The sequence below is a fragment of the Streptomyces sp. NPDC053426 genome, from assembly GCF_055585405.1.
In genome coordinates, this window is sequence record NZ_JBVJKE010000015.1 from 80,075 (window position 1) to 95,383 (window position 15,309).

The window sequence follows — 15,309 nt, forward strand, 5'->3', positions numbered from 1 at the left end:
CGGGACAAGTCGGGCGCGTCATCCCATTGCGCCACACCGACCCGAAGTCGATGACGGGATTCGAACCCGCATGAACCCGATCCGAGAAGTACCCGCTGCCTGCGCACCGGGCACCCACCAAATGCCGCACCTCCCGAGATCAAGTCGGCGGCGGCCTGGATTCGATCACAACGAAGGAGCCGTCGCCCGCGCACCGGGAGGTGCATGAAGTTGTGGTGTCCAGAGATCAAGGCCGGCGGAACCGACGTGGTGCTCTAACCCCTGAGCTACACCGGCGCGTTGTGCCGGCGACGGGACTCGAACCCGTGACCGCCCCATTATGAGTGGAAGTAGGTCCTGCCTTCGCACCTGGACGTGCATCACTCTAGGAGGGCGACCCTCGGCCGGGCGAGCGAATTAATCACCGGCGCTTCTGCCGCTTCCAGGGGCCGGTGATGGCGAGCATGATGCCGGGTTCCTGGATGTTGGCGTACAGGGTCTTGCCGTCGGGGGAGAAGGTGACTCCGGTGAATTCGCTGAACTCCGGCTCGTCCTCGGTGCCGATGTTCAGTTCGTTGCGGGCGATGGGGTAGGTGCGTCCGCTGTCGGTGGCGCCGAACAGGTGCTGCACGCCCTCGCCGTCCTCGGCGATGATCAGGCCGCCGTACGGCGAGACGGTGATGTTGTCCGGGCCGTCGAAGGCGCCGTCCTTCGACGGGTCCCGGTTGACGCCGAGCAGCACCTTCAGGGTCAGCGTGCGGCGCCGGGGGTCGTAGAACCAGACCTGGCCGTCGTGCTGCACGGGGCTCTCCTCGCGGGCGTACGAGGAGACGATGTACGCCCCGCCGTCGCCCCACCACATGCCCTCCAGCTTGCGTGCGCGGGTGACCTCGCCCTCCCCGAACTGCTCGCGCACGTCGACGGTCCGCGCGTCGCGGTCGGGCACGTCCACCCAGTCGACGCCGTACACCGTGCCGGTCCTCGTGGCGCGGGAGAGGTCGTCGACGTACCGGCCGCCGGAGTCGTAGCACTTGGGCGCCTGGAGGACGCCGGCGTCGTCGGCGAGGGTGCGGAGGGTGCCGGGGCCGTAGCGGAAGCCCTCCGGCGGGGTCCAGCGGTAGAACAGGCCGTTGGGCTCGTCGGCGTCCTCGGTGAGGTAGGCGTGGCCGCGCTTGGAGTCGATGACGACGGCCTCGTGGTCGTAACGCCCGAAGAACTTCAGCGGCTTGGGGTCGCGGTTGGCGCGCCGGTCGGCGGGGTCGACCTCGAAGACGTAGCCGTGGTCCTTGGTCATGCCGTTCTCGCCGGCCCGGTCGGAGTTCTCCTCGCAGGTGAGCCAGGTGCCCCAGGGGGTGCTGCCGCCCGCGCAGTTGTTGGCGGTGCCGGCGATGCCGACCCATTCGGCGACGCTGCCGTCCCGGCGCACCTCGACGACCGTGCAACCGCCGGGCGCGGCCGGGTCGTAGACCAGGCCCTCGGTGAGCGGGACCGGGAACTCGGCCTCGTCGCGCGGGCCGTCCATCTCGTGGTTGTTGACCAGGAGGGTGCTGCCGCGCGGACCGGGGAAGGCGGCCGTGCCGTCGTGCTCGGCGGGCGTGAACTCGCCCGACTCCAGCCGGGTCTTGCCGGTGTGGGTGAGGACGCGGTAGGTGAACCCGGCGGGCAGGGCGAGGAGTCCGGCCGGGTCCGCGACGAGCGGCCCGTACCCGACCCCGACGTGCCGCCCGGCCGCTTCCCCGGCCCCTTCGTCCGCGCTCTCGGTGTCGGCGGCCGCGAGGGCGTTGGGCGCGGAGGCGAGGGCGGCCACACTGCCCGCCAGTGTGACACCGGCGATCGCGGACGTCCTGGTGAAGTCCCTGCGGGTGAGCGACATGCTGTCTCCTGTGACGTGGCTGGACCGTGGAGGGTGGCGAACGCCGTGCGCCCGCCACCCTCCCGCCCATGCCTGAACGCCGGTTGAACACCGGGGGTCACGGTGGTTCTCCCTTCCGTCAACCACCCGCGTCCCGCACGGCACCGTCCACCGGGCCCGTTCCGCGTCAGGCGTCCCGCGCGGCACCGGGCGCACGCCGCTGTCGCGGTGCGTGGGACTCCCGCCCCCCGCCGGTCCTCTCCCGTCCCTGGAGGCCGGCCCCTCGGGGCGGCCCCTCCGCGCCCACACGGCACGGCCCCGCGCACACCCCACCGCCCGGCCTCGGCTCACGCGAGTGCGAGAGGGAGGGCCCTCAGCTCCCGTGCTGCGACCGCGCCTTGAACGCCGCCTTCCGCGCTTCCTTCGCGATCCGCTTGTCGGGGTGCAGCCGCCCCATGGCCTCCAGCACGTCCGCGGTGGCGGGGTGTTCCACCCGCCACGCCGTGTCGAAGAAGCCGCTGTGCTGCCGCGCCAGCCCCTCCACCAGGGAGCGCAGTTCCTCGGAGTTGCCCTCGGCGGCGAGCTGGGCGGCGACCGTGTCGATGGTCAGCCAGAAGATCAGGGCCTCGGACGGCGGCGGCACGTCGGCCGCCCCGTGCTCGGCCAGCCACACCCGGGCCAGTCCGCCGAGTTCGGGATCGTCCAGCACCTCCCGCAGCGCGGGCTCCGCCGCCACGCCGACCAGCGACAGCGCCTGCTGGCACCGCAGCCGCCGCAGCGGCGCGCCCTGGTCCGCCCCGCGTGCCGCCGCCAGCAACTCGCGTGCGGCCTGGAGCGGATCACGCCGGTCCAGCCACTGCTCGGTCTCCGCGTGGGCGGCGGCCGGCGGGAAGACGGCGGTGCCGTCGAGCAGCGCGTCCGCGCCCTTGTCCACGAGGTCACCGACGGCCGGTGCCTCGAACCCGGCCTCCAGCAGCCGGGCGCGCAGTCCGTACAGACCGAGCGGGGTCAGCCGCACCATGCCGTAGCGGGCGACGTCGGTGTCGTCGACCGGTGCGGCGGGCTCCTCGTCGGCGTCGGCCATCAGCGCCTCGTCCACCGGCCGGTACTCCACGAGCCCGACCGGCTCCAGCATCCGGAACTGGTCGTCCAGCCGCATCATCGCGTCGGAGACCTGCTCCAGGACGTCGTTGGTGGGTTCGGCCATGTCATCGGGCACGATCACCGACGCGGCCAGCGCGGGCAACGGCACCATGTCGGCGTCCTCCCCGCCCACGGTCAGCAGGTAGAGGTTCCCGAGCACGCCGTCCAGGAACTCCGCCTCGGCCTCCGGGTCCCAGTCCAGCGCGTCGAAATCGATCTCGCCGGGCCCCTCCCCCTCGGCGACGGCGTCGACCAGCCCGTCCAGGTCCGGAACGCTCGCGTCACCGATCACCGTCTCCAGGGCGGCGAGCCACACCCCGAGCACGTCCTGCGGCGACCCCCCGGTGAGCACCCTCAGCTCGTCCCCCGCGGCGACGGTCCCCTCCTCCTCGTCGACCACCTCGACGAGCCCGGAGTCCACGGCGACGCGCCAGGCCTCACTGGCGTCGGCCGCGGCGTCCTCCCCGGTCAGCCCCAGCTCCGCGGCGGCCGCCGGCAACTGCTCGTCGACGAGCCCACCGCCGGCGTCGACCCTGGTGTCCGGTCCGGCCCAGCGGGCGAGCCGGGCGGCGCGGGAGAGCACCGGGGTGGACAGGGCGTCGCGCGCCAGCTCCGCTTCGGGGTGCAGCCGCGCAGGCGGCAGGATGGAGCTGTCTGACATCGGCTGTTTCTCCTAGGCCTCTCACGACTCAGCCACTCAGCCTAGACGGATTTCCACCCATGCCGCCCGCTTCATCTCCTCTTCAGCGGGCGTACATGGCCGAAACCTTGACAAGTGGCGGGGCCTGACAGGAGATTGACGCGCGTAGAAGAGGGTGGGTCACACGTCCCCGGAGGGAATCCGTTGCCGAGAAAGTCCGCGCGTCTCGCCGCGCTCACCGTCGCCGCCGTATGTTCCGCGGCGTCCACCGTCGTCCTCACGTCGCCCGCGCACGCCGACACGGTGCGCGTCCATGACGTCCAGGGCGACACCCGCACCTCACCGCTGGCCGGTCAGCAGGTCACCGACGTGACCGGAATCGTCACCGGCGTCCGCACCTACGGCTCGTCCCGCGGCTTCTGGATCCAGGATCCCGCCCCGGACGCCGACCCGGCCACCAGCGAGGGCGTCTTCGTCTTCACGGGCTCCACCCCCAAGGGTGTCGCCGTGGGCGACGCCGTCACGGTCTCCGGCACGGTCTCGGAGTACGTCCCCGGCGGCACGTCCTCCGGCAACCAGTCCCTGACGGAGATCACCCGCCCGACCTTCACGGTCGTCTCCAGCGGAAACCCGCTGCCGGCCGCCACCACCCTCGACGCGCGTTCCGTCCCCGCCGCCTACACCCCGGAGCCGAACGGCTCGGTCAACGCGCTCCCCCTGCGCCCCGCCGAGTACGCCCTGGACCTCTACGAGTCGTTGGAGGGCATGAACGTCCAGGTCTCCGACGCGCGCGTGGTGGGCGCCACCGACCCGTACACCGAACTCTGGGTCACGGTGAAGCCGTACGAGCACCGCAACCGCCGGGGCGGCACGGTCTACGGCTCCTACGACGCCCAGAACACCGGCCGCCTCCAGATCCAGTCGCTGGGCAAGGCGTCCGACTTCCCCGACGCGAACGTCGGCGACACCCTCGTCGGCACCACCGCGGGCCCCCTGGACTACAACCAGTACGGCGGCTACACCCTCGTGGCAAACGAGCTGGGTGCCCTCGAATCCGCAGGTCTCGAACGCGAGACGACCCGCGCACAGCGCACCGCCGAACTGGCCGTCGCCACCTACAACGTCGAGAACCTCGACCCCTCCGACGACACCTTCGCCGCCCACGCCGCCGCGATCGTGAACAACCTCAAGTCCCCCGACATCGTGTCCCTGGAGGAGATCCAGGACAACAACGGCGCCGTCGACGACGGCACGGTCGCCGCCGACCTGACGATGGCCAAGCTGATCGACGCCATCGAGGCGGCGGGCGGCCCCCGCTACGACTGGCGCTCCGTCGACCCCGCCGACAAGCAGGACGGCGGCCAGCCGGGCGGCAACATCCGCCAGGCCTTCCTCTTCAACCCCGCGAGGGTCTCCTTCACGGACCGAGCCGGCGGTGACGCCACGACCGCCACCGACGTCACGAAGATCCGCGGCAAGGCGGCCCTGACCCTCTCCCCCGGCCGCGTCGACCCGACGTCCGAGGCCTTCGACGACAGCCGCAAGCCGCTCGCCGGCGAGTTCACCTTCCGGGGCCGTACGGTCATCGTCATCGCCAACCACTTCGCCTCGAAGGGCGGCGACCAGGGCCTGACCTCCCAGTACCAGCCCCCGACCCGCGGCTCGGAGACCCAGCGCCACCTCCAGGCCAAGGCCGTTCACGACTTCACGGCGAAGGTCCTCGAGACCCAGAAGAACGCCGACGTGGTGGTCCTGGGCGACATCAACGACTTCGAGTTCTCCGAAACGACGGAACTCCTCGAAGGCAAGGGCGTCCTCTGGTCGGCGATCAAGTCCCTCCCCCGGTCCGAGCGCTACTCCTACGTCTACCAGGGCAACAGCCAGACCCTGGACCAGATCCTGGTCAGCCCGTCCATCCGCCGCGGCGCCTTCACGTACGACAGCGTGCACATCAACGCGGAGTTCCACGACCAGATCAGCGACCACGACCCGCAGGTGCTCCGCTTCCGGCCGTAGGGAAGAGCAGCCGCCCACGGCGGTGAGGGGGCGGGGACACCCGGCCGCAGCGGCCGGCGCGTCGACTCGGGCACATGCGAGCGCCCGGTCCCGCGCCGGTCCGAGAACGGGCGCCCCCGCCCCCGCAGCGCCCCCTGGGCGCTGCGCACGCCCTCACCGAACCGAGAGGCGCACCGCAGGCGGAGGCGCTCAGCAACGACGGCGCCGCAGCATCACCACACCCGCGGCGAGCACCACCACCGCACCGCCGACGATCATCACCGGCTTCCGGTACCGCGCCCCGACCTCCCCCGCGCTGCTCCGCATCTGCACGGTCATCGCCCCGGCCCGGTCCCGAAGGTCGTCGGCCCGCGCCCGCGCCCGCCCCTTCACATCCATTTTCCCGGCCAACTCCTCCACGGTGTCGCCGAGTTCGTGCCGCGTCCGCTCGATCTCCCGCCGCAGCTCGTCCGGCCCCTTGGCCCCCCGCCCCGCAGCCGCGGCCTCCGCGCCCGCGTCCACATGGGCCCCCGACCGGGACCCCGCGCGCCTCACGTCGTGCGTCATCGGTGCGCCCTTCCCTTGATCTCCTCGACATCGGCCTTCACGCTGCCCATGGTCCGCTCGGGTTTGGGCGGCGTGGCCCGGCGCAACTGCCCACGACCGGCAAGAGCGAGCACACCGGCGATGGCGAACAGCAGCCCCGTGACGATGAGCGCCGCCGCCCACAGCGGCAGCACCAGATCCAGCGCAACGACACCCGTGGCGGCCAGCGCGAGCAGTCCCGCGTAACCGAACGCCCCCGCCGCACCCAGCATCCCGCCGCCGCGCCCCGCGCGGCGCCCCTTCTCCGCCAGCTCCTCCTTGGCGAGCGCCACTTCCTGCCGTGCGAGCCGGGAGATCTGTTCGGTGGCCTGCCCGACGAGCTCACCCACGCTGTGCTCGTCGCGAACCGGCCGTCGCTCGATGGTTCCGGTCACGATGCGCCTCCTCTCGGGTCGGGAACCCCGAGTACCCCCACCGCACCGGCGATATCCATAAAGCAATGCTTACCGGTAATCACCACAACATTTAAGTAGACCTTCACCGCCTGCCACCGGACACTACCCCCATGACCCCACCCCTGGGCCGCACCCTGTGCGCGATGATCACCCCGTTCACCCCCGCCGGCGCGCTCGACCTGGACGGCGCCCAGCACCTGGCCGACCACCTGGTCACCCACGGCTGCGACGGCCTGGTCCTCTCGGGAACCACCGGCGAGTCCCCCACCACCACCGACGCGGAGAAGTCGTCCCTCATCAAGGCGGTACGCCGAGCCGTCGGCACCCGGGCGACGATCGTCGCGGGCGTCGGCACCCCCGACACGGCCCACACCGCACGACTGGCCCGCGAGGCGGAGAAGGCCGGCGCGGACGCCCTCCTGGTGGTGGCCCCGTACTACAGCAGACCCCCGCAGGACGCGATCGAGGCCCACTTCCTCACCGTCGCGGAGTCCACGGAACTCCCCCTCGTCCTGTACGACATCCCGTCCCGCACCGGAGTCCGCATCGAACCGGACACCCTCCTCCGCCTGGCGGAACACCCCCGTGTCAAGGCGGTCAAGGACTGCTCGTACGACTTCCTGGCCGCCCAGAAGGTCATGTCCCGCACCGACCTCGCGTACTACGCGGGCTGCGACGAACACAACCTGGCCCTCTACGCGGTGGGCGCCGCCGGCTGCGTCAGCACGGTCGCCAACGTGGCCCCGGCCCACATCCGCGCCGTACTGGACGCCTTCGACGCGGGCGACACGGCAAGAGCGGCACACCTCCAGCGACAGGCGACCCCCCTGATCGAGGCGATGATGTCGAACGGCCTCCCCGGCACGGTCACCGCGAAGGCCCTCCTCACCACCCTGAACCTCCCCGCGGGCCCCCTCCGCCCACCGCTGAGGCCCGCCGACCGGGAGACGACCGACGGGCTCGAAGCGGCACACGCGCTCCTGACGGAACTCGGCTAGGGGCGGCGCTCGACGAAGACCGGCTCCCACTCCACCGTCTCGAACGCCTCGTCCGGCTCACGCACCCCGCTGAGCGGTACGACCTTCTCGCTGCCGATGGTGACCAGTACCAGCCGCGGCCGGTACTCCTCCGACCCGGGGGCCCGCTCCCAGGCGATGAGCCGCCGGTCGTCCACCCAGGCGAGCAGCTGCGCCCCGCGCACCCGGGCGACCTCCTCGCCCGTGTACGGATCACGGATCTCGGACCAGGACGTGTCCTTGGCCTCGGCCGTCAGACCGAGCGCGGCCAGCTTGCCGTCGGGGGACAGCCGCGCGGAGACGTCGGACCGCAGATGCCGTTCGTTCGCGGGCGCGGGAGCCGTGTTCCCGTCGAGGTCGTGGAACTGCTGCAGTCCGTCCTTGCCCCCGACGACCTGCGAGTACACGAGCCGGCCGTCCCGGGAGAACGCGAAGTCCTGCCGTCCGTTGATGTCTTGGCGGTCCGCGACCGGGCTCCAGTCGCCCCGTCCGTCGGCCACGTCCAGGACGTAGAAGCCGCTCCGGGACGATTCGCCGAACGGCGACACCCAGGCCACGTCCCCGGAAGAACCCTTCACCCGCGTGATCAGATCGGGGTGTTCACCGTAGGTCGTGGCGACGAGCCTGCTCCCGTCGCGCGAGTAGGCGAGGCCGCCGACTCCGCGGTCGACGGTGATCCACCGGTCGACGCGTCCCGAGGCCAGGTCGAGGACGCCGATCCTCCGGGCGGGCAGCGTCCGCTCCAGTACGGCCGCGGTACGCGCACCGGGTGCCACGGCGACGAACGACCACCGGTCGTCCTTCCTGTACGTCCCGGTCTCCGGGTCGAGCAGCCAGTAGGTGCGGGTCAGCACCCCTCGGTCGCCCGACCGGGCCACGGGTTCCGCCGCGTAGTAGGCGGCCAGCACGGACCGCCCGGCCGCGATCGCGTCGCGCGGCGGCGACTGGTCGGGGTGCGCGGAGACACCGCTCCCGTCCAGGACGGACGCGGGACGGACGACCTCCTTCCCGGTGTCCAGCAGCGGCACGCCGACGGCGACCGCGACGACGGCCGCCACGGCGGCGGCGCCGGAGACCAGCCCGCGGACCCGGCGCCGCCGCCGTACCGCCAGCACCCGGTCGGCGAACCCCGGTCCGGGCGCGGTCAGTTCGGCCGCCTGTTCGCGCAACGCGTCACGCACGAGTTCGTCGACGTTCACGACCGCACCTCCACGGGCGAGTAGTCACCGGACGGCTGCCGCCCGGCCTCGGTCTCGGACCGGCCGAGGGAGCGCAGTTCGGGCGCGAGGGCGCGCAGCCGGGCCAGGGAACGGTGGGTGGTGGACCGTACGGTGCCCACCGAGCAGCCCAGGATGCGGGCCACCTCGGCCTCGGGCAGGTCCTCGAAGTAGCGCAGCACCAGCATGGTCCGCTGGCGGGCGGTCAGCCGGGCCAGCGCACCCCGCATCACCAGCCGCAGCTCCGCGTCGGCCGAGGCGGCGTCCCCGTCCGCACCGGGTTCCGGCGGTTCGGCCACGCTGAGTTCGCGCCCGCGCCGTTTCAGCCGCCAGCGGCTGATCTGCTGCCGGTAGAGGATCTGCCGTACGTACGCCTCGGGTTCGTCGATGCGGTGCCAGCGGCCCGCCGCCTTGATCAGCGCGTTCTGCAGCAGGTCCTCGCCCGCGTGCCGGTCGCCGCCGCTCAGCAGGACGGCGGTCTTCAGCAGCGCGGGCGACCGGTTCGCCACGAACTCCCGGAAACTCTCCTGCGCCTCGGCATCCATCGTCACCTTCTCTTCACCCGGGAGCGGGCCCTGTGTCCGCTCCCCGCGCCCCTATGGACGCGCGCGGGCGGCTCCCGCTATGCCACCGCTCGGTGACTTCACAAAAAAAGCGGGCCGGACCGCGTCGCGTTTCCACGCGCTGCGGTCCGGCCCGCCGAAGCGGTCCCTCAGTCCCAGGTGTACCCGTCCCCGAACAGCAGGGTGTGTTCCAGTACGTCCTCGGCGGGGTCGTCGATCTGGCCGACGTTGGCGTTGATCAGTCCGACGCGGTGACCGTTGTGGGAGGCCGTGTTGGTCTCGTCCGCGTATGCGGAACCGGCCAGTGTGCCGCACAGCATCAGCACGGACACCACTCCCATCACTCCGACCGCACAGCGGAGCACGCCCCACACCCACTCGTTCGTCATCGCCCGTTCGTCCCCATTCCTGTATGTCAGTCGTCCCGGCTTCTGATCGGACTCTGTGTCCACCCGTTCATCTGCCAAAACGACCCCGAGGTCACGGGGAGTAACCCGTACGAGAGCGTACGGGCGTGACGGCGGGCTCAGTTGTGGCTGTTCTGATCATGATGCAGGTCAGTGGGTCAGCCTGTCCCGGGGGCCGTCTCGGGGCCGTCCTCGGTGCTGCCCGGGGCCCGGAAGACGCGGTCCACGGCGGCCCGGGTGCGCGCCTCACTGTTCGGCATCAGGTGCGTGTACGTGCGCAGGGTGAAGCTCGGATCGTGGTGGCCCAGGTACTCGCTCAGGGCCTTGATGCTCTCCCCCGCGTCCAGGAGCACGGATGCGTAGAAGTGACGGAGGGCGTGTATACCGTTCTCACGTCCGAGGGGGACGCCGGCGGAGGCAAGAGCCGGTCGCCACACGTAGTGGTTGAAGCGATTCCGGTGCAGGGCCAGAGCCTTGTTCCGGACGTTGACGAACAGCAGCGAAGCCGTCACGGGCGGACCGTCCAAGGTCTTCCAGGGCAGCGTGACTTCTACCGGCTCGTGCCTCGTGATGTGATCGGCCAGTGCGAAGGCGACCGTCTCGGGCAAGGGCACGTGCCGTTCCTTGCCACCCTTGGGCGGACCGAAGACCGCCTGTGTGCCTCGCAGGAGCTTGACCTGCCGGACGACGTGGACCGTGCCGCCGAGGAAGTCGACGTCTTCGAGCGCCAAACCGAAGATCTCGCCTTGCCGGAGGCCGCAGCCCGCCCCCAGGGAGACCATCTCCCGGTAGGCGTCCGGCATGGCTTCGTGCATGGCCATGACGCGCTCGACGGACCAGGGCTTGACCTTCCGGCCGTCGAGGGAGGGCGCCCGGACGGAGCGAGCGCGGCAGGGGTTGTCGGCGATGATCCGGTCCTCCACGGCCGCCGTGAACACGGCCGACACGTTGGCGAAGATCGAGCGCCGGTAGGACGCCGCGCGCCCGGTCGCCTCCAGCTGGCGCATCCACGCGCGCAGGTGCGAGGGCCGGAAGGACGCCATGGGCCGGTCCCCGAGGTACGGAAGGGCGTGGACCCGCAGGCGGATCTCGACGCTCTCACGGGTCACCGGGTCGATGGTGAGCGCCGCCATCCACTCCTTGGCGTACTGCGCGAAGGTCACCGAGCCTGCGGCCGGGTCGATGTACCGACCCTGGGACATGTCCGCCTCGATGTTGGACAGCCATGCCTCGGCCTTGCGCTTCTGCTTGTCCGGGAAGCTCTTGGACTTCTCGGTGCCGTCCGGCGCGATGTACCGGGCGCGGTAGCGGTGACCGACGCCGTGACGGTCGGTCTTGACCCTGACGGTCTTGCCGTCCGGCCCGGGGACGGTCTTGTACCAGCGGTCCTGAACGTGTCCGGCCATCAGGCGGCGGCCCTTTCCGTGCGGGACCTGACCCATGCCTGCACCTCTGCGGGGTCGTACCGGAGGTGCCGGCCCACTCGGAAGCCGCGGGGACCTATGCGCTTCCTCCGCCACTGGTAGACGGTCTCGACACTGGGCAGCTCGAAGAGCCGGACCAGGTCCTCGGGTGTGAGGTAACGGTCGGGCAGCCGGGTCGGCATGGTCACCATTCCTTCTCGTCTGGCAGCACGGCGAGTTCTTCGCGGGCGGTTTGGCGGTTGAGCTGGAGGTTTCGGGCGATGGTGGCGGCGAGGACGGATTCGCCGGGGGTGTGGCCGTGTCCGGCGTACTGCCAGTCGGCCAGGACCAGGACGGTGTCCGGCTCGGCGTCCTCGAGGCCGAGGGCGGCGTGTTCCTGGGCGGCGCGGTAGTCGGCGCGTGCCTGGCGGAGTGCGCCGAGGGTGGTGGAGTAGCGGCGGGACTTGGAGGAGAAGTGGCCGCGGAAGCCGAGCATGTGCGCCCAGGCCCACAGCCGCCGGTCCGGATACAGCGGGTCGAGGTCGCGGCATGCGGTGATGAGGCGGCGGGTGTGGTCGGGCACGCCGTGGCGGTCGAGCTCGGCGAGCTCCCCGATGCGGCGGTCGAGGGTGCCGGTGTTCTCGGCGGCTTTGGTGGCGTACTTGGCGACGTAGGAGGCGACGGCCTGTTCGGTGATCTCCGAGCCGTCCCCGAACGCCTTGACGGGGCGGACGTCGAGCTGGGTTCCCCAGCGGAAGGTCCGGGCCGGTTGGCCCTCGGCGGCCGGGACGGAGACCGAGGTGTAGGAGTGCGCGGCAGCGGCGCGAATCGCGTCGGCGAGCAGCTGCACGGTGGCCCAGGACGGCGGCGCGGTGTTCGGGCCGTCGGGTCCGTCGAGGCGGATCACGGCATGGAAGTGCAGGGCGCCGCGTTTCTGGAACTCGGCGACCTTGCCGTACGAGAGGCGGGCGCGTTCTTTCAGCTCGCGTTGGGTGAGGCCGCCGCGGGCGGCGATCTCACGGCGGAGCCGGTTGGTGAAGCGCTGCCAGAGCTGCCCGGCGTGGTTGTTGAACAACACCGCGCCCGCGTAGTCGTACGTGTCCGGGTCCAGGGCGGTGCCCAGTTCCGGGGCGTCCGGGGCGTGCCGTACCCCGCAGCGGCAGGCGCCGTGGTCGGGCCGGTTGTGCACGCGGCCGAACGAGGGGGCGGTGAGGGTGGCGAAGACGCGTGGGTGATCGCGGACGGTGGCGGGGATGGCGCGGCGGTCGTCACCGGCCAGCCCGGCGCGGATGAGGTGGTAGGTGTCGCCCGCGTAGGTCCAGGCGCAGGACGGGCAGCGCGAGGCGCGGCGGTTGCCGCAGGCCACCCGCAGGCGTCCGCCCGGCTCGCTCTCGGTGGAGTAGTGGTGCAGGGTGGCGCCGGTGGTTTTGTCCTTGGTCAGGGTCCAGCCGGTGAGGTGGATGGGGTCGGCGCAGCCGCCGGTGCGGCGGATCTGTTCTTCCCAGCGGTGGTAGTCGACGGCCGAAGCCACCCTCAGCAGGTCGCCGAGGGTGGCCGGGTCGAGCAGCGTCTCAGGCACCGGCGCCCTCCCGGATGCGGCGGGCGGGAGTGGTGCCGGTGCCGTGGCAGGCCGGGCAGTGCGCGGTGATGGTGCGCAGGTGGCCGCGGCTGTCGCGGCCGCCGAGGGTGACGGCGACGGTGGCGAAGCCGTCGCAGTCCGGGCAGATCCTCGGCGCGGGCGGGGTGTGCTGGGCCATGATGGTGGTTCCTTTCGATTGCGGTTGGAAGGAACGGCCCCGGGTGGCGGCGTGCTTGGCGGCTTGTGCGCCACCCGGTGGCCGGTCAGTGAGAGAGACGCGAGCCCCGGCGGCCACGGCCCTTGGCCGCGTACATGGCCGCATCGGCGGCGGCGAGCGCATCGGTCAGCAGCGGCACCGGCAGCTCGGCGAGACGGCAGACCCCGACCGACGCGGCCAGCGGCAGCGATACGCCGTTGTAGTCCAGCGGCCGGTGCAGGTCGATGATCAGCGCGTCGAGGTCGACGGCGGCGAGGTCCTGAAAGACGGCGACGAACTCGTCCCCGCCCAGGCGTCCGGCGGTGCCGTGGCGTCCGCACCAGGTGCGGAGCCGGTCGGCGGTGGCGGCGAGGGCGGCGTCTCCGGCGGCGTGACCGTGGGTGTCGTTGAGGGTCTTGAAGTGGTCGAGGTCGACCAGGAGCACGGCCGCACGCGGGTGCCGGCGGATGCAGTGTTCGGCGCGGGCGGTCCATCCGGCGCGGGTGTGCAGCCCGGTGAGCGGGTCGCGGCGGGCGGAGGCGAGTCGGTGGGCGAGGACGCTCCCGTGCACGGCCCAGCCCAGTAACGGCACCAGGACGGCGGCTATCTGCAGGTCCATGACGTTCCCCTTCAGTGGCGGTTGGTAGAAGGCGGTCCCGGAAGGCGGCGGCGTGCTGGCGGCTTGTGCGTCGCCTCCGGGAGCGGTCAGCGACGTTTGGCGTCGGAGGCGAGCAGCGAGCGCAGGACGACGGCGCAGACGGCGACCGAGGCGGCGGTGACGGCGACCGCGAGGAGCATGGAGACCAGGACGGCGCCGACGACCAGGACCACGGCGGTGCCGCCGCCGACCAGGGCGAGGGCAGTGCCGAGGGTGAGCTGGACCGTGGGCCGGGACGGCACCGAGGCCGGGGCAATGGGGGTCGGCGGCGGGGCCGGAGTGCCGGGGGTGATGGTGGTCGGCTCGACGACGACCGCGGGCGGGGTGAGGCGGCCGGTGGGCTGGGGCATGGTCGGGAGCTTGGGCCGGAACATGAGCAGATCTCCTTTCGGGTTACTTGACGGCGGTGTCGATGACCGGGGCCAGGAGGCTGTCGGCGAGGAGGTAGCCGCCCAGCAGGAGCACGGCGACCAGCCAGAGCGGCGGACGGATGAGCTTGACGCCGAGGACTCCGACGCACAGCAGGGCGAACCAGAGCGGGACATCCATGGCGGTGGCCTCCTAGCGGACGCGGCAGCGGTGGGTACGGGCGGCGAGCTGGGCGGCGGACTGGCTGGTGTAGTCGGCGGACCAGCCGCAGCCGTCCGAGCTGCACACGGCGGCGTGCTTGGTGGTGCCGTGGCGGTCGCGGTGGGTGCCGATCTGCACCGGGCCGATGCGCATCACGGAGTGGAAGAAGTCGCGGGCGGGCATGTCAGTCGGTCTCCGTTCGGGTCAGGGTCGGGTCGGGGAAGGCGGCGCGGATCCCGGCGGCGGTGGCCGGGTCGGCGGTGCGGCGGGCGGCCTCCTCGGCAAGCAGGTAGGCCAGGAAGGGCCGGTTCGCGGCGGCCATCTCGCGGGCGCCGTCGAGGTGGTCGGCGGCGGTCAGGTCGGCCGGGTCACCAAGCACGACGTGTCTCCTTTCGGTGTCAGGCGAGCTGGGCGGCGATGGCGTCGGCCAGGTGCGGCGGGACGCCGAGGCGGGCGCGCAGGGTGTCGGTGTCGATCCGGGCACCGGTCCGCTCCTGGTGGTCGGCGGCGACCTTGCGCGCGTGGTCCACCAGCGCGGCCGGGACCGGAACGGCCGGCGCTGCCGGGACCGGGTCGGCGGCCGGAAGGGCGGGGGCGTCGTCGACGACCGCCACCGGCACCGGTTCCGGGGCCGGGTCCGGGTCCGGGTCAGCGGCGGCGACCGGTTCGGGCTCCGCCTCGGGCGCGGGGTCCGGGTCCGGGGCGTGGCCCGCGGGTGAGTGGGCGAGGAGGGTGCCGCCCATGAAGGCCAGGGCAGGCCAGGCGGCGACCAGGATGCGCAGCCAGGCCGGGACGTCGCCGAGGTCGAGGAGCCCGGCGGTGGCGACGTTCGCGCCGAGCGAGGCGACCAGGGCGATGAGGAACCAGCACCAGGCCAGCCGGGACGGCCCGTCGGTGCGCAGCCGACGCCAGGCGGCGACGAGGAGCAGGTCTACGGAGACCGGATAGGCCCAGGCCTTCCAGCCGTCCTGTCCAGCGGCGGCGGCGAGGTCGTGGAGGTGGGCGAAGGACAGGGCACCGGCGATGACGGCTTGCACCAGGACGGCATCCACGCGCAGCGACGAGCGGGGCATGATCAACCTCCGGGAAG

Annotated in this window: 19 protein-coding genes; 2 read left to right on the forward strand and 17 right to left on the reverse strand. The window is 72.1% G+C overall.

Features of this window, described 5'->3' with window-relative positions:
* Positions 1–400 precede the first annotated feature (400 nt).
* Both ACZ62B_RS27935 and ACZ62B_RS27940 read right to left on the reverse strand, forming a co-directional pair.
* A complete protein-coding gene (locus ACZ62B_RS27935) occupies positions 401–1,852 on the reverse strand; it encodes an alkaline phosphatase PhoX (protein WP_344564027.1) in 1,452 nt (483 codons plus the stop codon).
* A 352-nt stretch (positions 1,853–2,204) separates the two neighbouring features.
* The gene (locus tag ACZ62B_RS27940) at positions 2,205–3,635 is read right to left on the reverse strand and encodes a hypothetical protein (RefSeq protein ID WP_344564029.1); all 1,431 of its coding nucleotides are present in this window, start codon (positions 3,633–3,635) and stop codon (positions 2,205–2,207) included.
* A gap of 183 nt (positions 3,636–3,818) precedes the next feature.
* Here ACZ62B_RS27940 and ACZ62B_RS27945 point away from each other — a divergent pair, with 183 nt between their 5' ends.
* Complete coding sequence (locus ACZ62B_RS27945) at positions 3,819–5,630, forward strand: endonuclease/exonuclease/phosphatase family protein (protein ID WP_469692495.1); 1,812 nt, start codon at positions 3,819–3,821, stop codon at positions 5,628–5,630.
* A 189-nt stretch (positions 5,631–5,819) separates the two neighbouring features.
* Here the strand turns inward: ACZ62B_RS27945 and ACZ62B_RS27950 are convergent, their stop codons facing one another.
* Positions 5,820–6,176, reverse strand: coding sequence for a DUF3618 domain-containing protein (locus ACZ62B_RS27950; protein ID WP_344564033.1), 357 nt, complete (start codon positions 6,174–6,176; stop codon positions 5,820–5,822).
* A complete protein-coding gene (locus ACZ62B_RS27955; RefSeq protein ID WP_073937080.1) occupies positions 6,173–6,589 on the reverse strand; it encodes a phage holin family protein in 417 nt (138 codons plus the stop codon). The genes ACZ62B_RS27950 and ACZ62B_RS27955 overlap by 4 nt, the downstream gene beginning before the upstream one ends.
* A 131-nt stretch (positions 6,590–6,720) precedes the next feature.
* Here ACZ62B_RS27955 and dapA point away from each other — a divergent pair, with 131 nt between their 5' ends.
* On the forward strand, positions 6,721–7,608 hold the full coding sequence (gene dapA, locus ACZ62B_RS27960; RefSeq protein WP_469692498.1) for a 4-hydroxy-tetrahydrodipicolinate synthase: 888 nt from the start codon (positions 6,721–6,723) through the stop codon (positions 7,606–7,608).
* Here the strand turns inward: dapA and ACZ62B_RS27965 are convergent.
* The 13 genes from ACZ62B_RS27965 to ACZ62B_RS28025 form a co-directional block, all read right to left on the reverse strand.
* Entirely contained in the window at positions 7,605–8,825 is a 1,221-nt protein-coding gene (locus ACZ62B_RS27965) for a WD40 repeat domain-containing protein (protein ID WP_469692500.1), read from the reverse strand. The genes dapA and ACZ62B_RS27965 overlap by 4 nt on opposite strands.
* Positions 8,822–9,388 carry a SigE family RNA polymerase sigma factor gene (locus tag ACZ62B_RS27970; protein ID WP_468721405.1) on the reverse strand — a complete coding sequence of 189 codons (567 nt, stop codon included), beginning with the start codon at positions 9,386–9,388 and terminating at the stop codon, positions 8,822–8,824. The genes ACZ62B_RS27965 and ACZ62B_RS27970 overlap by 4 nt, the downstream gene beginning before the upstream one ends.
* A gap of 167 nt (positions 9,389–9,555) precedes the next feature.
* Positions 9,556–9,795, reverse strand: coding sequence for a hypothetical protein (locus ACZ62B_RS27975; RefSeq protein ID WP_073937084.1), 240 nt, complete (start codon positions 9,793–9,795; stop codon positions 9,556–9,558).
* Between the two features lie 176 nt (positions 9,796–9,971).
* On the reverse strand, positions 9,972–11,219 hold the full coding sequence (locus ACZ62B_RS27980) for a tyrosine-type recombinase/integrase (protein ID WP_469692608.1): 1,248 nt from the start codon (positions 11,217–11,219) through the stop codon (positions 9,972–9,974).
* Positions 11,219–11,428, reverse strand: coding sequence for a helix-turn-helix transcriptional regulator (locus tag ACZ62B_RS27985; protein WP_159531486.1), 210 nt, complete (start codon positions 11,426–11,428; stop codon positions 11,219–11,221). The genes ACZ62B_RS27980 and ACZ62B_RS27985 overlap by 1 nt, the downstream gene beginning before the upstream one ends.
* Positions 11,422–12,795 (reverse strand): replication initiator protein RepSA, encoded by a 1,374-nt coding sequence (repSA, locus tag ACZ62B_RS27990; protein WP_469692503.1) that lies wholly within the window; start codon positions 12,793–12,795, stop codon positions 11,422–11,424. The genes ACZ62B_RS27985 and repSA overlap by 7 nt, the downstream gene beginning before the upstream one ends.
* Entirely contained in the window at positions 12,788–12,973 is a 186-nt protein-coding gene (locus tag ACZ62B_RS27995) for a hypothetical protein (protein ID WP_469692505.1), read from the reverse strand. The genes repSA and ACZ62B_RS27995 overlap by 8 nt, the downstream gene beginning before the upstream one ends.
* A gap of 85 nt (positions 12,974–13,058) precedes the next feature.
* Positions 13,059–13,610 carry a GGDEF domain-containing protein gene (locus tag ACZ62B_RS28000; RefSeq protein ID WP_469692507.1) on the reverse strand — a complete coding sequence of 184 codons (552 nt, stop codon included), beginning with the start codon at positions 13,608–13,610 and terminating at the stop codon, positions 13,059–13,061.
* Between the two features lie 86 nt (positions 13,611–13,696).
* Positions 13,697–14,023 carry a SpdD-like protein gene (locus ACZ62B_RS28005; protein ID WP_469692509.1) on the reverse strand — a complete coding sequence of 109 codons (327 nt, stop codon included), beginning with the start codon at positions 14,021–14,023 and terminating at the stop codon, positions 13,697–13,699.
* Between the two features lie 19 nt (positions 14,024–14,042).
* Positions 14,043–14,198, reverse strand: a complete 156-nt coding sequence (locus ACZ62B_RS28010; RefSeq protein WP_365425945.1) for a hypothetical protein — start codon at positions 14,196–14,198, stop codon at positions 14,043–14,045.
* 12 nt (positions 14,199–14,210) lie between these two features.
* Positions 14,211–14,402 (reverse strand): mobile element transfer protein, encoded by a 192-nt coding sequence (locus ACZ62B_RS28015; protein WP_450546880.1) that lies wholly within the window; start codon positions 14,400–14,402, stop codon positions 14,211–14,213.
* A gap of 1 nt (position 14,403) precedes the next feature.
* Entirely contained in the window at positions 14,404–14,598 is a 195-nt protein-coding gene (locus ACZ62B_RS28020; protein ID WP_469692511.1) for a hypothetical protein, read from the reverse strand.
* Between the two features lie 19 nt (positions 14,599–14,617).
* Complete coding sequence (locus ACZ62B_RS28025) at positions 14,618–15,292, reverse strand: DUF2637 domain-containing protein (protein ID WP_469692513.1); 675 nt, start codon at positions 15,290–15,292, stop codon at positions 14,618–14,620.
* Positions 15,293–15,309 lie beyond the last annotated feature (17 nt).

Excerpts from the sequence above, each read along its gene's own strand:
- ACZ62B_RS27935 (WP_344564027.1), bottom strand. The coding sequence starts at position 1,852 with ATGTCGCTCACCCGCAGGGACTTCACCAGGACGTCCGCGATCGCCGGT.
- ACZ62B_RS27940 (WP_344564029.1), bottom strand. The coding sequence starts at position 3,635 with ATGTCAGACAGCTCCATCCTGCCGCCTGCGCGGCTGCACCCCGAAGCG.
- ACZ62B_RS27950 (WP_344564033.1), bottom strand. The coding sequence starts at position 6,176 with ATGACGCACGACGTGAGGCGCGCGGGGTCCCGGTCGGGGGCCCATGTG.
- dapA (WP_469692498.1), top strand. The coding sequence starts at position 6,721 with ATGACCCCACCCCTGGGCCGCACCCTGTGCGCGATGATCACCCCGTTC.
- ACZ62B_RS27970 (WP_468721405.1), bottom strand. The coding sequence starts at position 9,388 with ATGGATGCCGAGGCGCAGGAGAGTTTCCGGGAGTTCGTGGCGAACCGG.
- ACZ62B_RS27975 (WP_073937084.1), bottom strand. The coding sequence starts at position 9,795 with ATGACGAACGAGTGGGTGTGGGGCGTGCTCCGCTGTGCGGTCGGAGTG.
- ACZ62B_RS27980 (WP_469692608.1), bottom strand. The coding sequence starts at position 11,219 with ATGGCCGGACACGTTCAGGACCGCTGGTACAAGACCGTCCCCGGGCCG.
- ACZ62B_RS27985 (WP_159531486.1), bottom strand. The coding sequence starts at position 11,428 with ATGGTGACCATGCCGACCCGGCTGCCCGACCGTTACCTCACACCCGAG.
- ACZ62B_RS27995 (WP_469692505.1), bottom strand. The coding sequence starts at position 12,973 with ATGGCCCAGCACACCCCGCCCGCGCCGAGGATCTGCCCGGACTGCGAC.
- ACZ62B_RS28000 (WP_469692507.1), bottom strand. The coding sequence starts at position 13,610 with ATGGACCTGCAGATAGCCGCCGTCCTGGTGCCGTTACTGGGCTGGGCC.
- ACZ62B_RS28005 (WP_469692509.1), bottom strand. The coding sequence starts at position 14,023 with ATGTTCCGGCCCAAGCTCCCGACCATGCCCCAGCCCACCGGCCGCCTC.
- ACZ62B_RS28010 (WP_365425945.1), bottom strand. The coding sequence starts at position 14,198 with ATGGATGTCCCGCTCTGGTTCGCCCTGCTGTGCGTCGGAGTCCTCGGC.
- ACZ62B_RS28015 (WP_450546880.1), bottom strand. The coding sequence starts at position 14,402 with ATGCCCGCCCGCGACTTCTTCCACTCCGTGATGCGCATCGGCCCGGTG.
- ACZ62B_RS28025 (WP_469692513.1), bottom strand. The coding sequence starts at position 15,292 with ATGCCCCGCTCGTCGCTGCGCGTGGATGCCGTCCTGGTGCAAGCCGTC.